Here is an 18,190-nt window from a genome sequence, read left to right as displayed (position 1 = left end):
CTCTATCCAACCATAATCTTCCCTTCTGCGTATCTAACTGGCTGACTCTTTCTTTTACCTCCAGAAAGTATAGCCATAAATAAAGTAAGAGAACCAACTCTCCCCATAAACATAAAGATTATTATTATAACCTTACCTAAAGCATTTAGGTTTGGACTTCCAGCTAAGCTTGAACCAACTGTAGCTAGTGCTGAAGTAACCTCAAATGCTGATTGAACTAGCGTAAACTTAGGTTGAGTTATTGAAATAATCAAAGTTCCAAAAATAACTGCGGATATACTAATTACAAATATCCCTAGAGATTTTTTTATAGTTGCTGGAGCTAGTCTTCTCTCAAAAGCTTCTATATCAGATTTTCCTGATAAAAAACTTCTAACTGTAATTATTAAAACTGCTAATGTTGTTGTTTTGATACCTCCACCAGTAGATGCAGGTGATGCTCCGATAAACATCAAAATTATCATTATAAATATACTACTTTCTCGTAAAGTAGCTAAATCAAGTGTATTAAAACCAGCCGTTCTTGCTGTTACTGATTGAAATATCGCTGATAATATTTTCCCTTTTACAGGTAATTCTGCCATAGTGGCCTTTTGGTTAAACTCTATAAGAAAAATAAATATTGCACCTACTAAAATAAGTATTACAGTTGAAAATAAAACAACTTTAGAATGCACATTTAATTTTGAAAATCTTTTTTTTCTTACAATATCAAGAACAACTGGAAATCCTAATCCACCTAACACTATAAGCGCGCAAATAGTCATTGATACTGTAACATTGTTTACATAAGAATTTAGTGATGTAAATGGCCCACTTACACTACCCATTAAGTCAAATCCGGCATTACAAAACGCTGATATTGCATGAAATATGCTATACCATATTCCTCTAGATAAACCAAATTGTGGAATAAAGACAGTTGATAAAACTAGTGCACCTATTCCCTCTATTGTTATAGTTATTATTAATACAAATCTTGTAAGTCTTACTAGCCCTGATAAATCTGCTTGGTTTAATGATTCTTGTATCAATAATCTTTCTCTTAGTTGTATTTTTTTTCGTGCCATAAGTGAAAACATTGTAGCTACGGTCATAAATCCAAGACCACCAATTTGTATCAATGTTATTATTACTATCTGTCCAAATAAACTCCAATAAGTTGCTGTATCTACCATAACGAGACCAGTAACACAAACCGCTGAAGTAGCTGTAAATAGAGCATTTAATAAGCCTATACTCTCTCTACTCTGTGACGATATCGGGAGTGTTAACAATATGGCTCCAATTAAAATAATTGCTGCAAACCCAGATACCATTATTTGAGTAGGTCGCATTCCATCTGCGTAGAGAATAAGTCTTCTAACTATTGTTTTCAACTTTCTTTATACCTCCTTAACATAAAATCATTACTGTTAAGACCTTTAATTTGTTTATTTTTAGAGCTTTCCTCTAAATTATTATTCTATTATAGTATAAATATTGTATAAAGACAATGATATGAATTTTTATAATTTTTGTTTGGAATATTGCAAATTTTTATATATGTCTTTTAATTTCAATTACATCAAAAATTCCTATATTTTTTGCATATAATAAGTATAATATTAGAATAGTTTTTCGCATTTTGTACTTAAAATTTATTTATCATTTTACCAATACAATTTTCATATACTTTTTTGAAGTTAAGTTTTTATATTATTTATAATCTTGTCCATATTTTTATATTAAATTTTCTTAATATGCATTTTTTATATTTAATATAGTAAAATAACTAATAACTATATCCATGATTGGAGGATTTCTATGATTAAATCCAAGAAAAGATTATTTATTTCTCTAATTTTAATTGTAATTTTTATTATATTTGCATTATACATAAAAAATTATACTAATGATTCAAAAAAAGATTCAGTTAGAGGAACTATTCCTTTTGAAAAAATGGAATATAAGCGTCCTGATATAAAGTCAGTATGCGAAAATATTAACACATACAACGGCAAACTTTTAACATGTAAAAATGCCAAAGAGCAATTGAACGTATTTAATAATGTCGATAAGATTTACCAAGACTTCTATAGTACACTTACTATAGCAAAACTTAGAAACAATATAGATTCATCAGATGAATTTTACTCTAAGGAATACAAGTACCTTATGAGTAAATCTGTGGATGTTGACATGGCATACAAAGATTTTCAGGATACATTTATAAATTCTAAGTTTTCTAAAAAACTAAAAAAAGAAATTGGAAAAGATGGATTTAATTATTTAAAAAACATTGGAAAGCTTAATTCAGAAGAAGTCGAAAACCTACTTAAAAAAGAGCAAGACTTAGTTGTTAGATATGAAGACTTATTATCTAAGTCTACTGTATCAGTAGATGGAATGGAAATAGATTTTGAAGAAGCTATGTCAAAACCCAATCTTAGTTATGAAGAATATGTAAAAATTTATTCAGATTACTTAAAAAAATACAACCCTATATTTGGTAATATTTTTTTAGAGCTTGTACAGACGAGAACTGAGATAGCAACTAAACTAGGCTTTAAGAATTATACCGATTATGCTTATTTAAATTTAAATAAAGATTACTCCCAAGAGGATGCAAGAAAATTTAGAAGTGAGGTAAAAGAGTACATAGTTCCATTATATATGAAAGTTACATCACAACCTTCTGACTCTTCTATTTATATTAAGGCATATAAGAATCGTTCATTTAGAAAATTTGATAAAGTACTTGAAGATATATCTCCAAAATTAAAAGAATGTTTTAATTACATGAAAAAATATGACTTATACGATTATTCTTCTGGAAAGAACAAATCACCTGGAGGTTATACTACTTATATAAACAAGTACAAAGCACCCTTTTTATTTAATACATGGGACAATTCTTTTTTAGGTGTTACTAGCTTTGCCCATGAGTTTGGTCATTTTTATAATTACTACAACAGTATTAACTTAAATAATACGATACAGCCAAGTATTGATATATGCGAAGTTCATTCTACATCTTTAGAAATTTTATTTTACAAGTATTTTGATGAATTCTTTGGGAAACAATCTGAAGCCATAAAAAAGGAACACTTATCGATTGTTTTAAATACTATTATTGATGCTTGTCTTTACGATGAGTTTCAAGAAATTATATATAAAAACCCATATATGAGCTTAAATGATATCAATAAACTATTTTTTGACTTGGAAGAAGAATATGGAGTATCTAATAAGATACTTAAAAACAAAAATGCTCCATTTTGGATACTTGTATCTCATAACTTCCAAGTTCCTTTTTACTATTTAAGTTATGGCCTTGCATCTGATGTATCTCTTCAAATATGGGAGTTATCACAAGATGACTATAGAAAAGCTGTTGATGTATACATGGATTTTTTAAATCAAAATACAGATGCAGGATTTAAAGATGTAGTAGAAAAAGTTAATCTACAATCTCCTTTTGAAAGCGGAAACTTGGAGGAAATAAGCTCAGCTCTATACGATTATTTTGGTATAGAGAACCCTCTTGAATTAGAAAATGCTTCTTAACATTTAATAATAAAAACGTCAGAAATTTTATAAGCCTTTGCTTTTATTTCTTCTGACGTTTTGTATATTTGCCCAATTAGATTAATATTTTTTTATGTACATAATTAAAAGAATTATAGTAATCAATAAAAACACACCTGTAAAAATAGCACTATTCATGTGAAATTTAATAGAACTTGTATCTGTTACCTTGTTATTTCTAATCCAAAAACCACAAATCATAGTTGAAATAAAAAATAAAGCAGTAATAATACTTGCACCAATAGTTATAAGTTTCATTTTACATCATCCCCTTTGATAATATTTTCTATTAAAATATCAATAAAATTCTCTCTCTGATGTTTAACTTTTATATTTGTACCACTATATAATTGAAATGATTCTGGTGATAAAGCCGCCATTTGTATAGGTAAAATAATTTGTAAGGCAATAGTTCTTAAACTCATTTCGTCTTTTTCGTCCCCAAATATATTACGAAGTATAGGAATGATAGCAAGTTGTGCCTGCATATTTCCATTGATTATACATTGATTCAATATAAAAGGTAGTACCTTATCATAACCTACCTCCAAAACATTATACTGAACATTTTTCGTTCTAAACATGTTCAGTATAATGTTTTTTATTATATGTCAATATATAATTTTTAGTTGACTCTACCACTATGATATGGTTTATATTGATATTGAGCTCAAAAATAATACCTTTATAAAGGAGATATAAATATGTTTAAGATAGGCGATTTTTCAAAACTTAGTAAAATTAGTATTCGCATGCTACGTCACTATGATGAAATTGGACTTTTAATACCAACTCATATAAATAAAATTAATGGTTATAGATACTACAGTGCAAATCAACTTTCCACTACAAATAGAATCCATGCCTTAAAAGATATGGGATTTAGCTTATCTTCTATCAAAGAAATTTTGACGGAATACAATGATAGAGAAAGCTTGATAAGGTATTTAAATATCCACCATTCTCAAGTAAGAGAACATCTAGAAGACACGCAAAAAAAACTATTAAAAATAGAAACTACTATTGAGAGAATTGAAAGGATTGATATTATGAAAAATTATGATGTAACTATAAAAGACTTTGCTCCAAAATATATGATGACTTTAAGAAGAACTATACCTACTTATCAAGATGAAGGAATGCTATGGCATCAATTATGCTCAGAAACAAAAGGGCATAATGTACAAGTTGATGTTCCTAACTATTCTAAAGCAGTCTTTTATGATGTTGAGTATAAAGAAAATTATGTTGATGTTGAGATACAACTTGCTGTATCTGGAAATTATAAAGATACTGAAAATGTTAAGTTTAGAACTGTTCCAAGTGTAACTGCTGCAACTGCTATTGTAAAAGGAAACTTCAATCAACTTACAGATGCTTGTGAGGCTATTGGTAATTGGATATCTGACAATAACTATGATGTAGATGGCCCTATGTTTAATATTTATCATATAGGACCTGGTCAAGACAGTAATTCTGATAATTGGGTAACAGAAGTATGCTTTCCAGTTAGAAAAAAATAAGTTTCAATGATGTTTTATTTATGTAATATTTGTATTCTAGCTCTTGTTGTACTTCTTTATAAGTCTTTTAAACATAGATTCATACTTTAGTACTACCTTTGAATAAGCATCTCAATTAATGAATAAGAAATTGCTATAACCATCAATTACAATCGGCTTTAGATTCTTTCGTTTTTTCAAATTTTGCTAGAATGTCTGACAAGCTTCCTAACTAATAGGAACTTGTTAGACCTCACATTTTATTTCTTCACTGAGTATAAATATCCTTTGTTAAACTTACAACCTAGGGAATAATATTTATTTTTATTCTAATCTCTTATTTTCCAAACATCGAACTACTAATAGCAAAAGTATATTTTTTCATAGCATTGTTAACTACTCTATTGAAAGTACCATATTCACATTCTCACCTTCTGGATAATCACCTTGACCCCATTTATCGAAGTATTTCCCATAATAATCTTTAGGATTAAAACAATCACTTACTACAAAACCACATTTTTCATAGGCCTTTATAGCACGAGGATTTTTAATCCATGGTCGAATAATAAATGTGCCTATCTCATAGTCTCTAGTCAAGCTGTCAATTAACAACTTCATAGCTTTTGAACCAATCCCCTTACCAGTACATTTCATTGAACGCAACCACATATCTAGCTCCATATTAGGTATCTTCCCATCATTGTATGCATAAGAAATGGTCCCCACAATTTGATTATCATATTCTATAAGCAAGTATTTATTAAGACCAGGAGTACTACTAAAAAAGTAAGATTCTTCATCATGAATGTCAGACCAGTCAAAATCCTCTTTATTATCAAACATTGACTTCCATATCTCATCTTCCTCAAATACCATATCATATATTAGTTTTCTATCAGAATCTTCAGCATAAAAAAGCTTTATTTTATCTCTCATTACATATAAATCTCTTTTCATAAATCTCACCACCTTCATATAAACAATATTATAAATTAAATAGCTATCTTTCTATTCTGATACAAAATTATTAATTTCGCTTTGCAATTTATTTAAAAACTTTTTAGTTGCCTTAGAAAAAACCTGATACTTTTTCCAGACAATATTTAAGTGTGCTTCTAATCTCGGTTCTAAAGGTCTAAAACAAAGATTGCTATTACCTGTTGTATTGATTAGCTTATCCAAGCAAAGAGCATATCCAACCCCTTCATCTACCATAAGAGAAGCATTGTAGACAAGATTATAGGTTGCCACTATATTAAATGTTTGAAAATCTTGCCCAGACCAACCAGAAATTACATTTTGAACCAATGTTTGACGTGAAGTTAATATAGGAATTCCCTTCAAATCTTCTGCACATATCATTTTCTTTTGAGCAAGTTCACAATCTTTTTTCATAAGTAACCCCCATACATCATTAACAGGAAGTTTGATATAATCATACTTTTCCATGTTGGCAGGTTCAATTAAAATTCCAAAGTCTAAAAGTCCTTTATCTAGTCTTTCCGTTACATCATCAGCATTTCCACTAAATAGATGATAGCGTATATTAGGGTATTCTTTCTGCAATTCTTTCACAGTTTTGGCAATAAAACGCATAGCATCTGTTTCTCCCCCACCAATATAAACATTTCCTCGTATGTCATCATAATCATTGTTAAAATCTGAAATAGTTTTATCTGCTAAATCAATTATTTCCTGTGCACGTTTACGTAAAAATAAGCCATCCTCTGTAAGTGTGATTTTTCTGTTGCCACGCAAAAACAACTTTTTCCCAAGTTCATCCTCAAGTTCCATAAGTTGTTTTGAAAGTGTAGGTTGTGTCACATTAAGTGATTGAGCTGCACTTGTAATACTTTCCTCTTTTGCAACTGCCAAAAAATATCTCAATACTCTAAGTTCCATTTGTATATCCCTCCTATTTATAGTGTAGTTTCCTCTACTATTCCTGTCAACTATGGGAAGGTATTCTTTATAAGTATTTGCTATTATATTATTTCGTTAATATAATAAACGTATAGAAACTATGATATAAATTTTAATAAGAACAATAACATAAAGAGGACATAAAAAGGAGGAAAAAATATGAATTTTAATATGTATATACCAACTCGTTTTATCTTTGGAAATGGACGTTTAGATGAATTACATCAACAAAAACTACCTGGAAAGAAAGCCTTGCTTGTTGTTTCAAGTGGAAAATCAACTAAAGAAAATGGTGCACTTGCCCGAACAGAAAAGCAGTTAAAAATGTCAGGAGTAGAGTTTGTGTTATTCAGTGAAATAGACGCAAATCCTAATAAAAATTCTGTCATGAACGGGGCTTCCTGTGCTCGTGAAACAGAATGTGATTTTATTATTGCCTTAGGTGGTGGAAGTGTCATGGACGCTTCAAAAGCAATTGCAATGATGGTAACAAATGATGGTGACTTATGGGATTATGTAAATGGAGGTACTGGAAAAGCACAACCATTACAAAATGAACCACTACCAGTTGTTTGTATTACAACCACTGCTGGAACAGGTAGTGAAGCTGACCAATGGGGAGTTGTTACAAATGAAGAAACCCATGAGAAAATTGGTGTTGGTGGTTATGACTCTTTATTCCCTGTTTTGTCTATAATTGACCCAGAATTGATGAAATCTGTACCACCTGAATTTACTGCTTATCAAGGATTTGATACCTTATTCCATGCTGTGGAAAGCTATATATCTTCTTTTTCCAGTGTTATGAGCGATATGTATGCTTTAACTGCTATCGAAAATGTAGGCAACTATCTTGCACATGCAGTAAAAAATGGTAGTGATATGAAAGCAAGAGAACACATGGCTTTTGCAAATACGATTGCAGGAATTGTCATGACAATCAGTGTCACTACAGCACAGCATTCTTTAGAACAGGCTATGTCTGGTTATTACCCAAGACTTCCTCATGGTGCAGGTTTGATTATGATTTCTAAAGCTTTCTTTGGATTTTTTATAGAGAAACATGCTTGTGATGAACGCTTTGTACGCATGGCACAGGCATTGGGAATGAAGGATGCTAACAAAGCAGAAGATTTTATTACAGCTCTTAGCAAATTACAAGAAGCTTGTGGCGTTGCAGATTTAAAAATGTCCGATTATGGAATTACACCAGGAGATTTTAATCTAATAGCAAAAAGTGCACGAGAAACAATGGGTGGTTTATTTACAGCAAATCCTTGTGAAATGACACATGAGGATTGTGTAGAAGTATTGAAAAAATCTTACAGTTAATCAGAAAGGATGTGTGAAATGAACTTGAACTTAAATACATTTTTAGAACACGTTAATCAAGGACTTACTGTTGTTGGAGGCTCAGAGTTACATAAATTTATGAGTGAACTCAGCAATGAAGCCATGAAAATTACCTCTAAATTAAACAATCATTATCATGAGCCAGAAGAAATTAGAACATTGTTTTCAGAGTTAATAGGAAAACATGTAGATGAAACATTCAACATGTTCCCTCCATTTTATACTGACTGTGGAAAAAATATAACAATAGGTAGAAATGTTTTTATAAATTCAGGATGTCGATTTCAAGACCAAGGTGGTATTACTATTGGAGACAATTCGTTAATTGGTCATAATGCAGTATTGGCAACTTTAAATCATGATTTTGCACCAAGCAAACGAAGTACTATGCACCCAAAACCTATTAAAATAGGGAAAAGTGTCTGGGTCGGTGCTAATGTCACAATAACTCCTGGTGTAGAAGTGGGAGATGGAGCAATCATAGCAGCTGGAGCTGTTGTAACAAAAGATGTGGCACCTAATACGTTGGTGGGAGGTGTACCGGCAAAGTTTATAAAAAAAATTGAGGAGGAATAAATAAATGAACAAAAAAGTCTTAATTATATCTACAAGTTTTCGCAGAGATGGAAATTCTGAAATATTAGCAGATATGTTTTTAAAATGGGCAAAAGATATATTAAGTAAAGCATATCAAATGGGAAAGGCAGTATAAGCCTATGAAAAAGATTATAAGCCTTATGTTAACTGCACTTTATAGCTTTGCATTATTAGGTTGTACAAATATTCCAGCCTCACAACAAACAATTAATCAAGAATCTAAAAATAATACTTTAACTGCAACTCCTATTTCTTATAAAGAAAAAGAAGTGATAACATCAACTAAAAATAACATGATAATTGCCAATCTTAAAATTGGAGATAAAGACTTTGTATTGAAACTTTATAATAATGCCTCTGTACAAACACTACTAGAAAAAATGCCACTTACACTAGATATGAAAGATTTAAATAAAAACGAAAAATATAATTACTTTACAAAAGATTTGCCATCAAGTTCAGAATCTGTAAAAAATATTAAGACTGGTGATTTTATGCTATACGGCTCTGATTGTTTGGTACTATTTTATAAAGATTTTCAAACCTCATATAACTACACTAAGCTGGGATACATTGAAGATACCAGTAAACTTAATGAAATATTAGGAAATGGAAACATACAAATAGTGCTTAGTATTATTAACTAAAACAATAGTGTCATTATGTCAAATACATCTACCATGATGACACTATTAAACCGAATTTTCTCTAACTTACAATCTTATTTTTTCCATTATTTTTAGCTATGTAAAGCTTTGTATCCGCTCCCTTTACTAGCTTCTCAATAGTCATATTTTCAACGTACTCCTCTACACCACCACTGACTGTAATTTTGTTTACTAAATCAAATAATTTTTTATCACTAGAAACATGTATGCGAATACGCTCTGCTACCTCAATTGCTTTAGATTTAGTAAAGCTAGGCATTACAACTATAAACTCTTCTCCTCCGTATCTTGAAACAATCCCATCATTTCCAACCTCTTCAATTAAAATCTCACTAAATCGAATTAATACATTATTTCCACATAGATGACCATATTTATCATTTATTTTTTTAAAATCATCTATATCAAACAATACAATGGACATAACTCTTTCTTGCAGTGGCTTTTTTAATATATTGGACATATATTGTATTAAATATCTTCTATTATACAAATTTGTCAAATCATCTATAATTGCCTGCCTTTCAAGTCTTTGGTTCAATTTATATACTTTATCACGCTCATGAGAATACTCTTGTAATACTACAATCATTACTATACATAAAAACAATGAAACTATAATAAAACTACTTATCGTATCTGATGCACGAGATTCGCCTATAGATACAATTAAGTTTGGGTAATTAAATGCCAAAAATATAGATATACAATACACAAATATAGATACAGATATCATAACTATTCTCTTAAGACCATCAAGAGTCAATGATATAACACATATTCCCAACAAGAAATAAAGCATCATACCACTATCCACTCCACCACTTATAAAAAAGAGTACTGGAAATAAGAATATATTAAGCCCTATATTAATTACTAGACACCCTCTATCAATATCTTGTGTTTTAAGAGAATAGATTGCCAATATTGACATGATACAAAAGCAAGAAAAACTTCCCCATATAGATATACTAGGAAGGCTACTAAAAAGAGCTGCAACAAAAGCTAAAAATGAACAAATAACTCCAGCAAAACAAAAAAGATAAAAAAGCCTTTCTTGTAAGTTTAATTTTTTATTTAAATACGTCTCCATGTATTTTTTAATAGACTGTTGTATAGATGACAAATATTTATCTCCTTCTTTATTAAGATATTTTAATTTAATTATATTATAATATTATATCATATAATAAGTATGTTTAAATAATAGCTTACATATCCAATATATGGAATTAAATTTATCTAATAAGTATATATGATAATAAAAGTATGTAGAAAAATATTAAAAATAAAACTTATAAAAAATAACAGACAATTACATGTATAAAATAACAAAGCAAAGCACTCATATTATGTTAAAGTGCCTTGCTTTATTTATATATTATATAAAAATTTATAACCTATAATTTCTATTCCAACTCAAATGCCCCTGTATAAAGACTATAATAAACTCCTTTTTTATTTATTAACTGATTATGAGTACCTCTCTCTATTATACGTCCCTGTTCAAGAACTATAATTGCATCTGAGTTTCTAACAGTAGACAATCTATGTGCTATTACAAAAACAGTTCTACCCTTCATAAGATTATCCATACCTTTCTGTACCAGTGTCTCTGTACGTGTATCAATAGAAGATGTAGCTTCATCAAGAATCATTACTGGTGGATTTGCAACTGCTGCACGGGCAATCGAGATTAATTGTCGTTGACCTTGTGAAAGACTGGAACCATTTTGTGTCAATATAGTCTGATATCCATTTGGCAATCTAGTAATAAAGTCATGTGCATTTGACAATTTAGCAGCCTCAATACATTCATTATCTGTAGAATCCATTTTACCATATCGGATATTATCCATAATTGTTCCTGTAAATAAGTTGACATCTTGCAAGACAATTCCCAAGGAATGGCGTAAATCTGTCTTTTTAATTTTGTTGATATTGATACCATCATATCTAATTTTTCCATCTGCTAAATCATAAAAACGGTTAATCAAGTTTGTTATGGTAGTTTTTCCAGCTCCAGTTGCACCGACAAATGCTATTTTTTCTCCTGCTGTTGCTTCCAAAACTATGTTGTGTAATACTAATTTCTTTTCTGTATATCCAAAATCTACATCAAAGAACTGAATATCACCTTTTAAAGGAGTATATGTTATTGTACCATCATGATGAGGATGTTTCCATGCCCATATTTCTGTATTATCAGTTGTTTCGATTACTTCCCCATTATTGAATCTAGCATGTACTAATGTAACATATCCATTATCTTGCTCAGGCTCTTCGTCAATCAATTCAAATATACGCTCTGCTCCTGCCAATGCCATAGCCATCATACTAATTTGCTGTGCAATCTGTGAGACAGGCATACAAAATGTTTTCGACAAACTCAAGAAAGCTACAATCATTCCAACTGTAATAGAGCCTACACTATGCAATGCCATAAGTCCTCCAAAAAGAGCAATTAACACGTATTGCAGATTGCCAAGTTGCATAATAGTTGGCATAAGTATATTACCATATTTATTTGCTTGTGTAGAATCTAAACATAAATCTTTATTCTTTTTATCAAATTGTTGTTTTGCATCTTCTTCATGGCAGAATACCTTAATGACTTTTTGACCATTTATCATTTCTTCAATATATCCTGTAATATTTCCTAATGTCTCTTGTTGCTTTATGAAATACTTTGCACTTGCACCACCAATTTGTTTAGTAACTATGCTCATGATGACTGTAACTACTAAAACTAAAAGCGTCAAAGGTACATTACTTATAAGCATAGAAATCAATATAACAACTACTGTAATAATAGCCGAAATAAATTGTGGTAATGCCTGTGAAATAAACTGACGCAATGTGTCTGTATCATTGGTATAATGACTCATAATATCTCCATGTGTATGAGTATCAAAATAACGAATAGGAAGTTTTTGCATATGTACAAACATGTCATCTCTAATTTCTTTCAAAGTTCCTTGAGAAATCTTTACCATAATTCGATTATAGAGAAATGTCGCGACAACACCTAAGATATAAATACATGCCATTAAAATAATTGTATATAATAAGCCACTAAAAGATGGATTATCTTCAAGCAAAAGTGGAGTTATATAATCATCAATCAATGTTTGCAAAAACAAAGAACTTATAACAATAGTACAAGAGCTAAAAAGAATACATACGACAACCGTACTAAACAAAATTTTATGTCGCCCTACAATATAAGATAACAGTCGTTTCCATACGCTAAATACCTTTGTTTCCATTACTTGTCATCTCCCTTCGTTTGTGAATCATAGATTTCCCTATATATTACATTTGTTTTTAGCAATTCCTCATGTGTACCATACCCATTGATTTTACCGCCTTCCATAACTATAATATAATCAGCATCTTCCACTGAAGAAATACGCTGTGCAATAATAATTTTTGTAGTGTCTGGTATTTCTTCACTGAATGACTTTCTAATCATTGAATCAGTTTTTGTATCTACTGCGCTTGTAGAATCATCAAGTATTAAAATTTTTGGTTTTTTTAGCAAGGCTCTTGCAATACATAGTCTTTGCTTTTGACCACCAGAAACATTTGTCCCTCCCTGTTCAATATATGTGTCGTATTTATCTGGAAATGTTTCAATAAAAGAATTTGCCTGTGCCAATTTACAAGCATGTATCATTTCTTCTTCACTAGCATATTTATTTCCCCAAAGTAGATTTTCTTTAATTGTTCCAGAAAATAGCTCATTTTTTTGAAGAACCATTGCTACTTCATTACGAAGTGTAAATAAATCATAGTCTTTTACATTTACGCCTCCTATTGTAATTTTTCCCTCTGTCACATCATAAAGACGTGGTATTAATTGAACTAGTGAACTCTTTCCACTTCCAGTCCCACCTATAATCCCCAATGTTGAACCAGTTTCTATATGAAATGAAATATTTTTTAGACATTCTTTTTCTTTATCATCTACATAACTGAAACATACATTATCAAAACTTATTTCTCCATTTTCCATATGATATACAGGAGTATCACCGTTTTTTAATGAACTTTCTTCATCTACTATTTCTATAATTCGTTCACAAGAAGCTTTTGCCATATTAATCATAACCATAACCATAGATAACATCATAAGACAATTAAGAATATTCATGGCATATGTAATTAAGCTGGAAAGTTCTCCTGTAGTCATTGTAGTTGCATTGCTTGAAACTATCATTTTTGAACCAAACCAACAAAGTAGTAGTGTACAGCAATACATAGAAAACTGCATTAATGGCATATTATAAGCAACAATTCCTTCAGCCTTTCCAAATGTCTTGTATATTTTCTCTGAAACATGTTTAAATTTCTTGACTTCAAATTTTTCTCTTACAAAAGATTTAACTACTCGTATACCTGTGAGATTCTCTTGCACAACTCCATTTAAGTCATCATAAATATTAAACACTCTTTCAAAATATGGATGGGAACGACTTACAATTAAATATAAACCAACTCCAAGAATTGGGATTGCAATTAAAAATATAAAGGATAAACTCGCATTAACCATAAATGCAGCAATCAATGAAAATACAAGCATAAGTGGAGCACGTACAGCCACACGAATAATCATCATATAAGCATTTTGGACATTTGTAACATCTGTGGTTAATCTTGTTACAATACTGGAAGTTGAAAACTTATCAATATTAGCAAAAGAATAGCCTTGTATTTTGTAATACATATCCTTCCTTAAATTTTGTGCAAACCCAGCAGATGCAGTAGCACAAAAACTTCCAGACAGTATTCCAAAACATAATCCTAAAAATACACAAACAATCAAAATGGTACCAAGTTGTACTAGGGTCTGTGTATTGTTTCCACTGATTCCTACATCAATCATTTCTGCCATAATCATAGGAATCAAAATTTCCATTAAGACTTCTAATACAACAAATACTGATGTTAGTATGGAAGCTTTTTTATACTCTTTAATGGAACAAGCTAATTTTTTAATCATATTCTATCTCCTTTTCTAACTAATTTTTAAGATGTTGATTTACTCTAAGTTTTATCAGACAACTTTAATTATCTATAATTTTCTTACCTAACTTTTATTTGTTCTGTATAGAAATGAATATACTCAGATGCCTAATATTTAAAATTTTATCATTATCTGTGTTGAATGAGAATTTCAAAAACCTTAATAACATTAGATAAAATCTAATATTATATTGAAATTATCTCATCTTACAATTATACTTTTTGATATGGAAAGAAGGTGCTTTATGAATACTCAACAATTAGAATGTTTCGTATGTGTTGCTGACAAGTTAAATTTCACAAAAGCAGCAGAAGAACTTTTTTTATCTACTCCTACAGTTACTCACCATATCAAAAATCTAGAAGAAGAATTAGGAGCGAAATTATTTATACGAAATTCAAAAATGGTTCGATTGACAGAAATGGGAAATATGTTTTACAGTGATGCCAAAGACATACTCAACAAAATAGAGGTATCACAGAAAAGGATAGCAAAAGCTACTTCTCAGAATACTTCTTTTTTGCGTATTGGATGTTCTAGTCATGCTGAACTCAATAAATTACAAGGCATATTGTCAGACTTACGAATTGCCTTTCCACAGGTGTACCCTTTAATATTTATGGAGGATTATTTTAAGCTTAAAAATTTATTCAATAATAAACATTTAGACATTATGCTTTCAACAAGAGAAATGATTAGAGATATGAAAGAGTGCACTTTTAAGAAATTAAAGAATACTAAAAATTATGCTATTATGTCCTCACAATCTATCCTTGCTGAAAAAGATAGTCTGACTTTTGATGATTTAAAGACAAATTGCTTAATTATATTAAATCCTAAGTTTATACCATTTCAACATGGAAACATATTGCAGGAAAAAATAGCATTACATTCTCAAAACCATTTTAATATTGTATGTGAAAATGACCAAGCAAGTATACTTCTTGCAAATTGTGGATATGGTATAGCAATATTACCTGAACATTGCATACCAACAGAAAGTGATGGTTTTATTATTCGTCCAATCATTGAAGAAGCTATCATCGAGTATGGTATTGCATATCAAAAAAATGTAAAGGAAAAATACATTCGATTCTTTATAGATAATTTTACTTGTTTGTAAATAAAAATAAGAAAGAAGAACCTCAAATATAAAGGTTCTTCTCTTTTATTTCAATATACTATTCTTTAGTATTTTAACTGTATCGAGACATATTTTTATATAAACATATTTTTACTAATAAATCTAATATTACAATGTACCTAATTGTATAATTATGGTATAAATTCAATTTATTTTTATTAATTTACTACTTTATTAGTTTACTTATGTATCAATTCATCTTTATTGTATTAATTCATCTTTATTGTCTCACTTAATCTTTATTGCTCTACTTCATTTTTATTGCCTTACTATATTTATTGATAATATTCCATGTACCATTTTCTTTTCTTAATTCGAGGCTTATTTTTGAATAATAATCTCCATTTTCACTAGATTGTGTCACTATAACTTTATTTCCAGACTTATTCTTATAGCTACGTTCTTTTATCTTATTTTTTGTATGCCCAACTACAATAGCATCTATTCCATCTACTGTAGTAGCAAGTTTTTTTATCTCGCTACTTGGATTTTTTAAATTTATATTATTACTATCTGAATGTACAACTGTAACAATTACATCTGGATTTTCTTTTTGCATAACCTTTACCCACTCATTTGCATCCTTAACTAAGTCATTGGTATATAATCTATTTGTTTTTTCAGAATTTTTTTCTGAACTTGAATCATTAATATTTTTTTCATCTTTATCTATAGTAAGCCCCAATATTCCAACCTTTATGTCGCCTTCTTTAGTTTCAACTTTATGCATTATATAAGGTTTTACATAATTTTCTCCAGACTCATCGTATATATTAGCTGATAAAACAGGAATTTTCATTTCCTCAAAATTTTCTATAATAGAATCCAATGTAGACTTTTTTTCTTCAAAATCATTTTTTTCAGATATAAGTTCATGACTACCAAGTACTACAGCATCATAACCTAGATAAACAATAGGCCATTCGTTTATTCTTTTATGAATACCTTTTTTTGTATTATACTGCCATTCTTTAGACCATCTAGTCATTTCTTTTGTATCTGCATCAAAGAAGTCTCCAGTATCAATAAAGATTGGCTGTACAGCTCTATATCTTTCATTAAATAAACTAACTGCCATTTCATCTGAAAAATTTGAATGTAAACCAGATGTTGTAATTATATTTACTTCTTTTCCAAATACCTTTAATTCACTGTGCTTATCTTTTATAAACCACTTATCATTCTTCTTACCCAACTTAAAGTTAATCTTTGATACACTATCGCCATGAGCTCCAGGCTGTGTCACTATCACTTCTTCACCAGATTTATTTTTAAATGTATGTTGCTCTATCTTTTCATGCGTATGACCAGCTACAATAGCATCTATTCCCTCTACAGTTGTTGCCAGCTCCTTTATTCTATTTCCTGGGTTTTTAGGATTTTTAGGCTCTTCACCTGAATGTACAATGGCAACGATTATATCTGGACTTTCTTTTTCCATGACCTTTACCCACTTTTTAGCATCTTCCACCAAATCATTTGCATATAATTTACCTTTATATTGTGCTTGTTCTTCAAGTGCTCTAGCTTTTTTATCTTGCTCAAAGCTTTTAAATCTTGAACGTTCTCCTACTTCTTTTATAGTAAGCCCTAGTATTCCTACCTTTACATTCCCTTTTTCTGTTTTGACATCTTTCATTATGTATGGTTTTACATAGTTTTTTCCAGATTGTTCATATATATTTGCAGACACCAATGGTATGTTATTATTTCTAAAATCAGAAACTAACCTATCAAGACCTTGCTTATCATTAGAAACGAACTCATGATTTCCAAATGTAACTGCATCATATTTTAATTTTGCCATTTCTTTAGCTATAGGAACTTCTCCTTCACGTGGCTCAGCTATTTTTTTAAACTCTGGCATACCATCATTAAATCGTACTAGTTTTTGACCAGTAGACCATCCATTCATATCAATACTTTGTATGTCAAAAAAATCGCCTGCATCAACCATTAGCAAGTTTTCATCGTATTTTCTCTCTTCTTTCACATAAGAAACTAGGTTTTCTGGGACTATTGAATGTAGGTCACTTGTCCCAAGTACATTGATTTCTATATCTTTAGTGCTTTCACATCCCACTAATAATATTATTAGAACTATTATTGATGTAACTATAATAAATTTTATTTTCATAAAAGCTTCCCCCTTGATTTTTTTGATGATAATAAAATTTACTCTTATACCTTATCTTTACTATCTAAGTTTGTTACTGTTTATTATACGAAAAAAACTATATGTAAATTCCTTTTTAAATAAATCTACATATAGTTCTTTATATTTTTTAGTTTCAAAACAAGACTTACTCTAATATACTCAAATCTTCAAGTGGGTTTAATATAGTATACTCACAATATTTTACTATATGGAATATGGAAATAGTCTTATATATTCATCTTA

General features: G+C 29.8%; 16 protein-coding genes. 7 read left to right on the top strand and 9 right to left on the bottom strand.

What is annotated here, in order from left to right; translation table 11 throughout:
- Positions 1 to 2 precede the first annotated feature (2 nt).
- Positions 3 to 1,379: a TrkH family potassium uptake protein gene (locus tag KGF48_RS05025; protein ID WP_227839071.1), complete on the bottom strand. Its 1,377-nt coding sequence runs from the start codon at positions 1,377 to 1,379 to the stop codon at positions 3 to 5.
- Between the two features lie 427 nt (positions 1,380 to 1,806).
- Between KGF48_RS05025 and KGF48_RS05020 the strand changes: the two genes are divergently transcribed.
- A complete protein-coding gene (locus KGF48_RS05020) occupies positions 1,807 to 3,549 on the top strand; it encodes a peptidase M3 (RefSeq protein ID WP_227867802.1) in 1,743 nt (580 codons plus the stop codon).
- 81 nt (positions 3,550 to 3,630) lie between these two features.
- Here the strand turns inward: KGF48_RS05020 and KGF48_RS05015 are convergent, their stop codons facing one another.
- Together KGF48_RS05015 and KGF48_RS05010 are read right to left on the bottom strand one after the other, a co-directional pair.
- Positions 3,631 to 3,828: a hypothetical protein gene (locus KGF48_RS05015; RefSeq protein ID WP_227829444.1), complete on the bottom strand. Its 198-nt coding sequence runs from the start codon at positions 3,826 to 3,828 to the stop codon at positions 3,631 to 3,633.
- Positions 3,825 to 4,154 carry a hypothetical protein gene (locus tag KGF48_RS05010; RefSeq protein ID WP_227839744.1) on the bottom strand — a complete coding sequence of 110 codons (330 nt, stop codon included), beginning with the start codon at positions 4,152 to 4,154 and terminating at the stop codon, positions 3,825 to 3,827. The genes KGF48_RS05015 and KGF48_RS05010 overlap by 4 nt, the downstream gene beginning before the upstream one ends.
- 120 nt (positions 4,155 to 4,274) lie before the next feature.
- On the opposite strand from KGF48_RS05010, the gene KGF48_RS05005 reads away from it, so the two are divergent.
- Positions 4,275 to 5,093, top strand: a complete 819-nt coding sequence (locus KGF48_RS05005) for a MerR family transcriptional regulator (protein ID WP_227839745.1) — start codon at positions 4,275 to 4,277, stop codon at positions 5,091 to 5,093.
- Positions 5,094 to 5,468: 375 nt separating this feature from the next.
- Here KGF48_RS05005 and KGF48_RS05000 read toward each other — a convergent pair whose 3' ends face one another.
- Positions 5,469 to 6,032: a GNAT family N-acetyltransferase gene (locus tag KGF48_RS05000; protein WP_227839746.1), complete on the bottom strand. Its 564-nt coding sequence runs from the start codon at positions 6,030 to 6,032 to the stop codon at positions 5,469 to 5,471.
- 51 nt (positions 6,033 to 6,083) lie between these two features.
- Positions 6,084 to 6,977: a LysR family transcriptional regulator gene (locus KGF48_RS04995; RefSeq protein WP_227839747.1), complete on the bottom strand. Its 894-nt coding sequence runs from the start codon at positions 6,975 to 6,977 to the stop codon at positions 6,084 to 6,086.
- 180 nt (positions 6,978 to 7,157) lie between these two features.
- Between KGF48_RS04995 and KGF48_RS04990 the strand changes: the two genes are divergently transcribed.
- Genes KGF48_RS04990 through KGF48_RS04980 form a run of 4 tightly spaced genes read left to right on the top strand, consistent with a single transcriptional unit; the run spans position 7,158 to position 9,595 of the window.
- A complete protein-coding gene (locus KGF48_RS04990) occupies positions 7,158 to 8,330 on the top strand; it encodes an iron-containing alcohol dehydrogenase (protein ID WP_227839748.1) in 1,173 nt (390 codons plus the stop codon).
- 24 nt (positions 8,331 to 8,354) lie between these two features.
- Positions 8,355 to 8,927: a DapH/DapD/GlmU-related protein gene (locus KGF48_RS04985; protein ID WP_227839775.1), complete on the top strand. Its 573-nt coding sequence runs from the start codon at positions 8,355 to 8,357 to the stop codon at positions 8,925 to 8,927.
- A gap of 4 nt (positions 8,928 to 8,931) precedes the next feature.
- Positions 8,932 to 9,063: a hypothetical protein gene (locus KGF48_RS20240; RefSeq protein WP_255642483.1), complete on the top strand. Its 132-nt coding sequence runs from the start codon at positions 8,932 to 8,934 to the stop codon at positions 9,061 to 9,063.
- Positions 9,064 to 9,067: 4 nt separating this feature from the next.
- The gene (locus KGF48_RS04980; RefSeq protein WP_227839749.1) at positions 9,068 to 9,595 is read left to right on the top strand and encodes a cyclophilin-like fold protein; all 528 of its coding nucleotides are present in this window, start codon (positions 9,068 to 9,070) and stop codon (positions 9,593 to 9,595) included.
- Positions 9,596 to 9,656: 61 nt separating this feature from the next.
- Here KGF48_RS04980 and KGF48_RS04975 read toward each other — a convergent pair whose 3' ends face one another.
- The 3 genes from KGF48_RS04975 to KGF48_RS04965 all read right to left on the bottom strand — a co-directional run bounded on the left by KGF48_RS04975 (position 9,657) and on the right by KGF48_RS04965 (position 14,621).
- Positions 9,657 to 10,742 carry a diguanylate cyclase gene (locus tag KGF48_RS04975; RefSeq protein WP_227839750.1) on the bottom strand — a complete coding sequence of 362 codons (1,086 nt, stop codon included), beginning with the start codon at positions 10,740 to 10,742 and terminating at the stop codon, positions 9,657 to 9,659.
- A 283-nt stretch (positions 10,743 to 11,025) separates the two neighbouring features.
- Entirely contained in the window at positions 11,026 to 12,885 is a 1,860-nt protein-coding gene (locus KGF48_RS04970; protein WP_227839751.1) for an ABC transporter ATP-binding protein, read from the bottom strand.
- On the bottom strand, positions 12,885 to 14,621 hold the full coding sequence (locus KGF48_RS04965; RefSeq protein ID WP_227839752.1) for an ABC transporter ATP-binding protein: 1,737 nt from the start codon (positions 14,619 to 14,621) through the stop codon (positions 12,885 to 12,887). The genes KGF48_RS04970 and KGF48_RS04965 overlap by 1 nt, the downstream gene beginning before the upstream one ends.
- Positions 14,622 to 14,889: 268 nt before the next feature.
- On the opposite strand from KGF48_RS04965, the gene KGF48_RS04960 reads away from it, so the two are divergent.
- Positions 14,890 to 15,768 carry a LysR family transcriptional regulator gene (locus KGF48_RS04960; protein ID WP_227828691.1) on the top strand — a complete coding sequence of 293 codons (879 nt, stop codon included), beginning with the start codon at positions 14,890 to 14,892 and terminating at the stop codon, positions 15,766 to 15,768.
- A 268-nt stretch (positions 15,769 to 16,036) separates the two neighbouring features.
- Here KGF48_RS04960 and KGF48_RS04955 read toward each other — a convergent pair whose 3' ends face one another.
- The gene (locus tag KGF48_RS04955) at positions 16,037 to 17,926 is read right to left on the bottom strand and encodes a metallophosphoesterase (protein WP_227839753.1); all 1,890 of its coding nucleotides are present in this window, start codon (positions 17,924 to 17,926) and stop codon (positions 16,037 to 16,039) included.
- Positions 17,927 to 18,190 lie beyond the last annotated feature (264 nt).

Source organism: Clostridioides sp. ZZV15-6388, assembly GCF_020657755.1.
In the GTDB taxonomy this organism is placed as follows: Bacteria; Bacillota; Clostridia; order Peptostreptococcales; family Peptostreptococcaceae; genus Clostridioides.
This window is presented reverse-complemented; position numbering and strand designations above follow the sequence as displayed.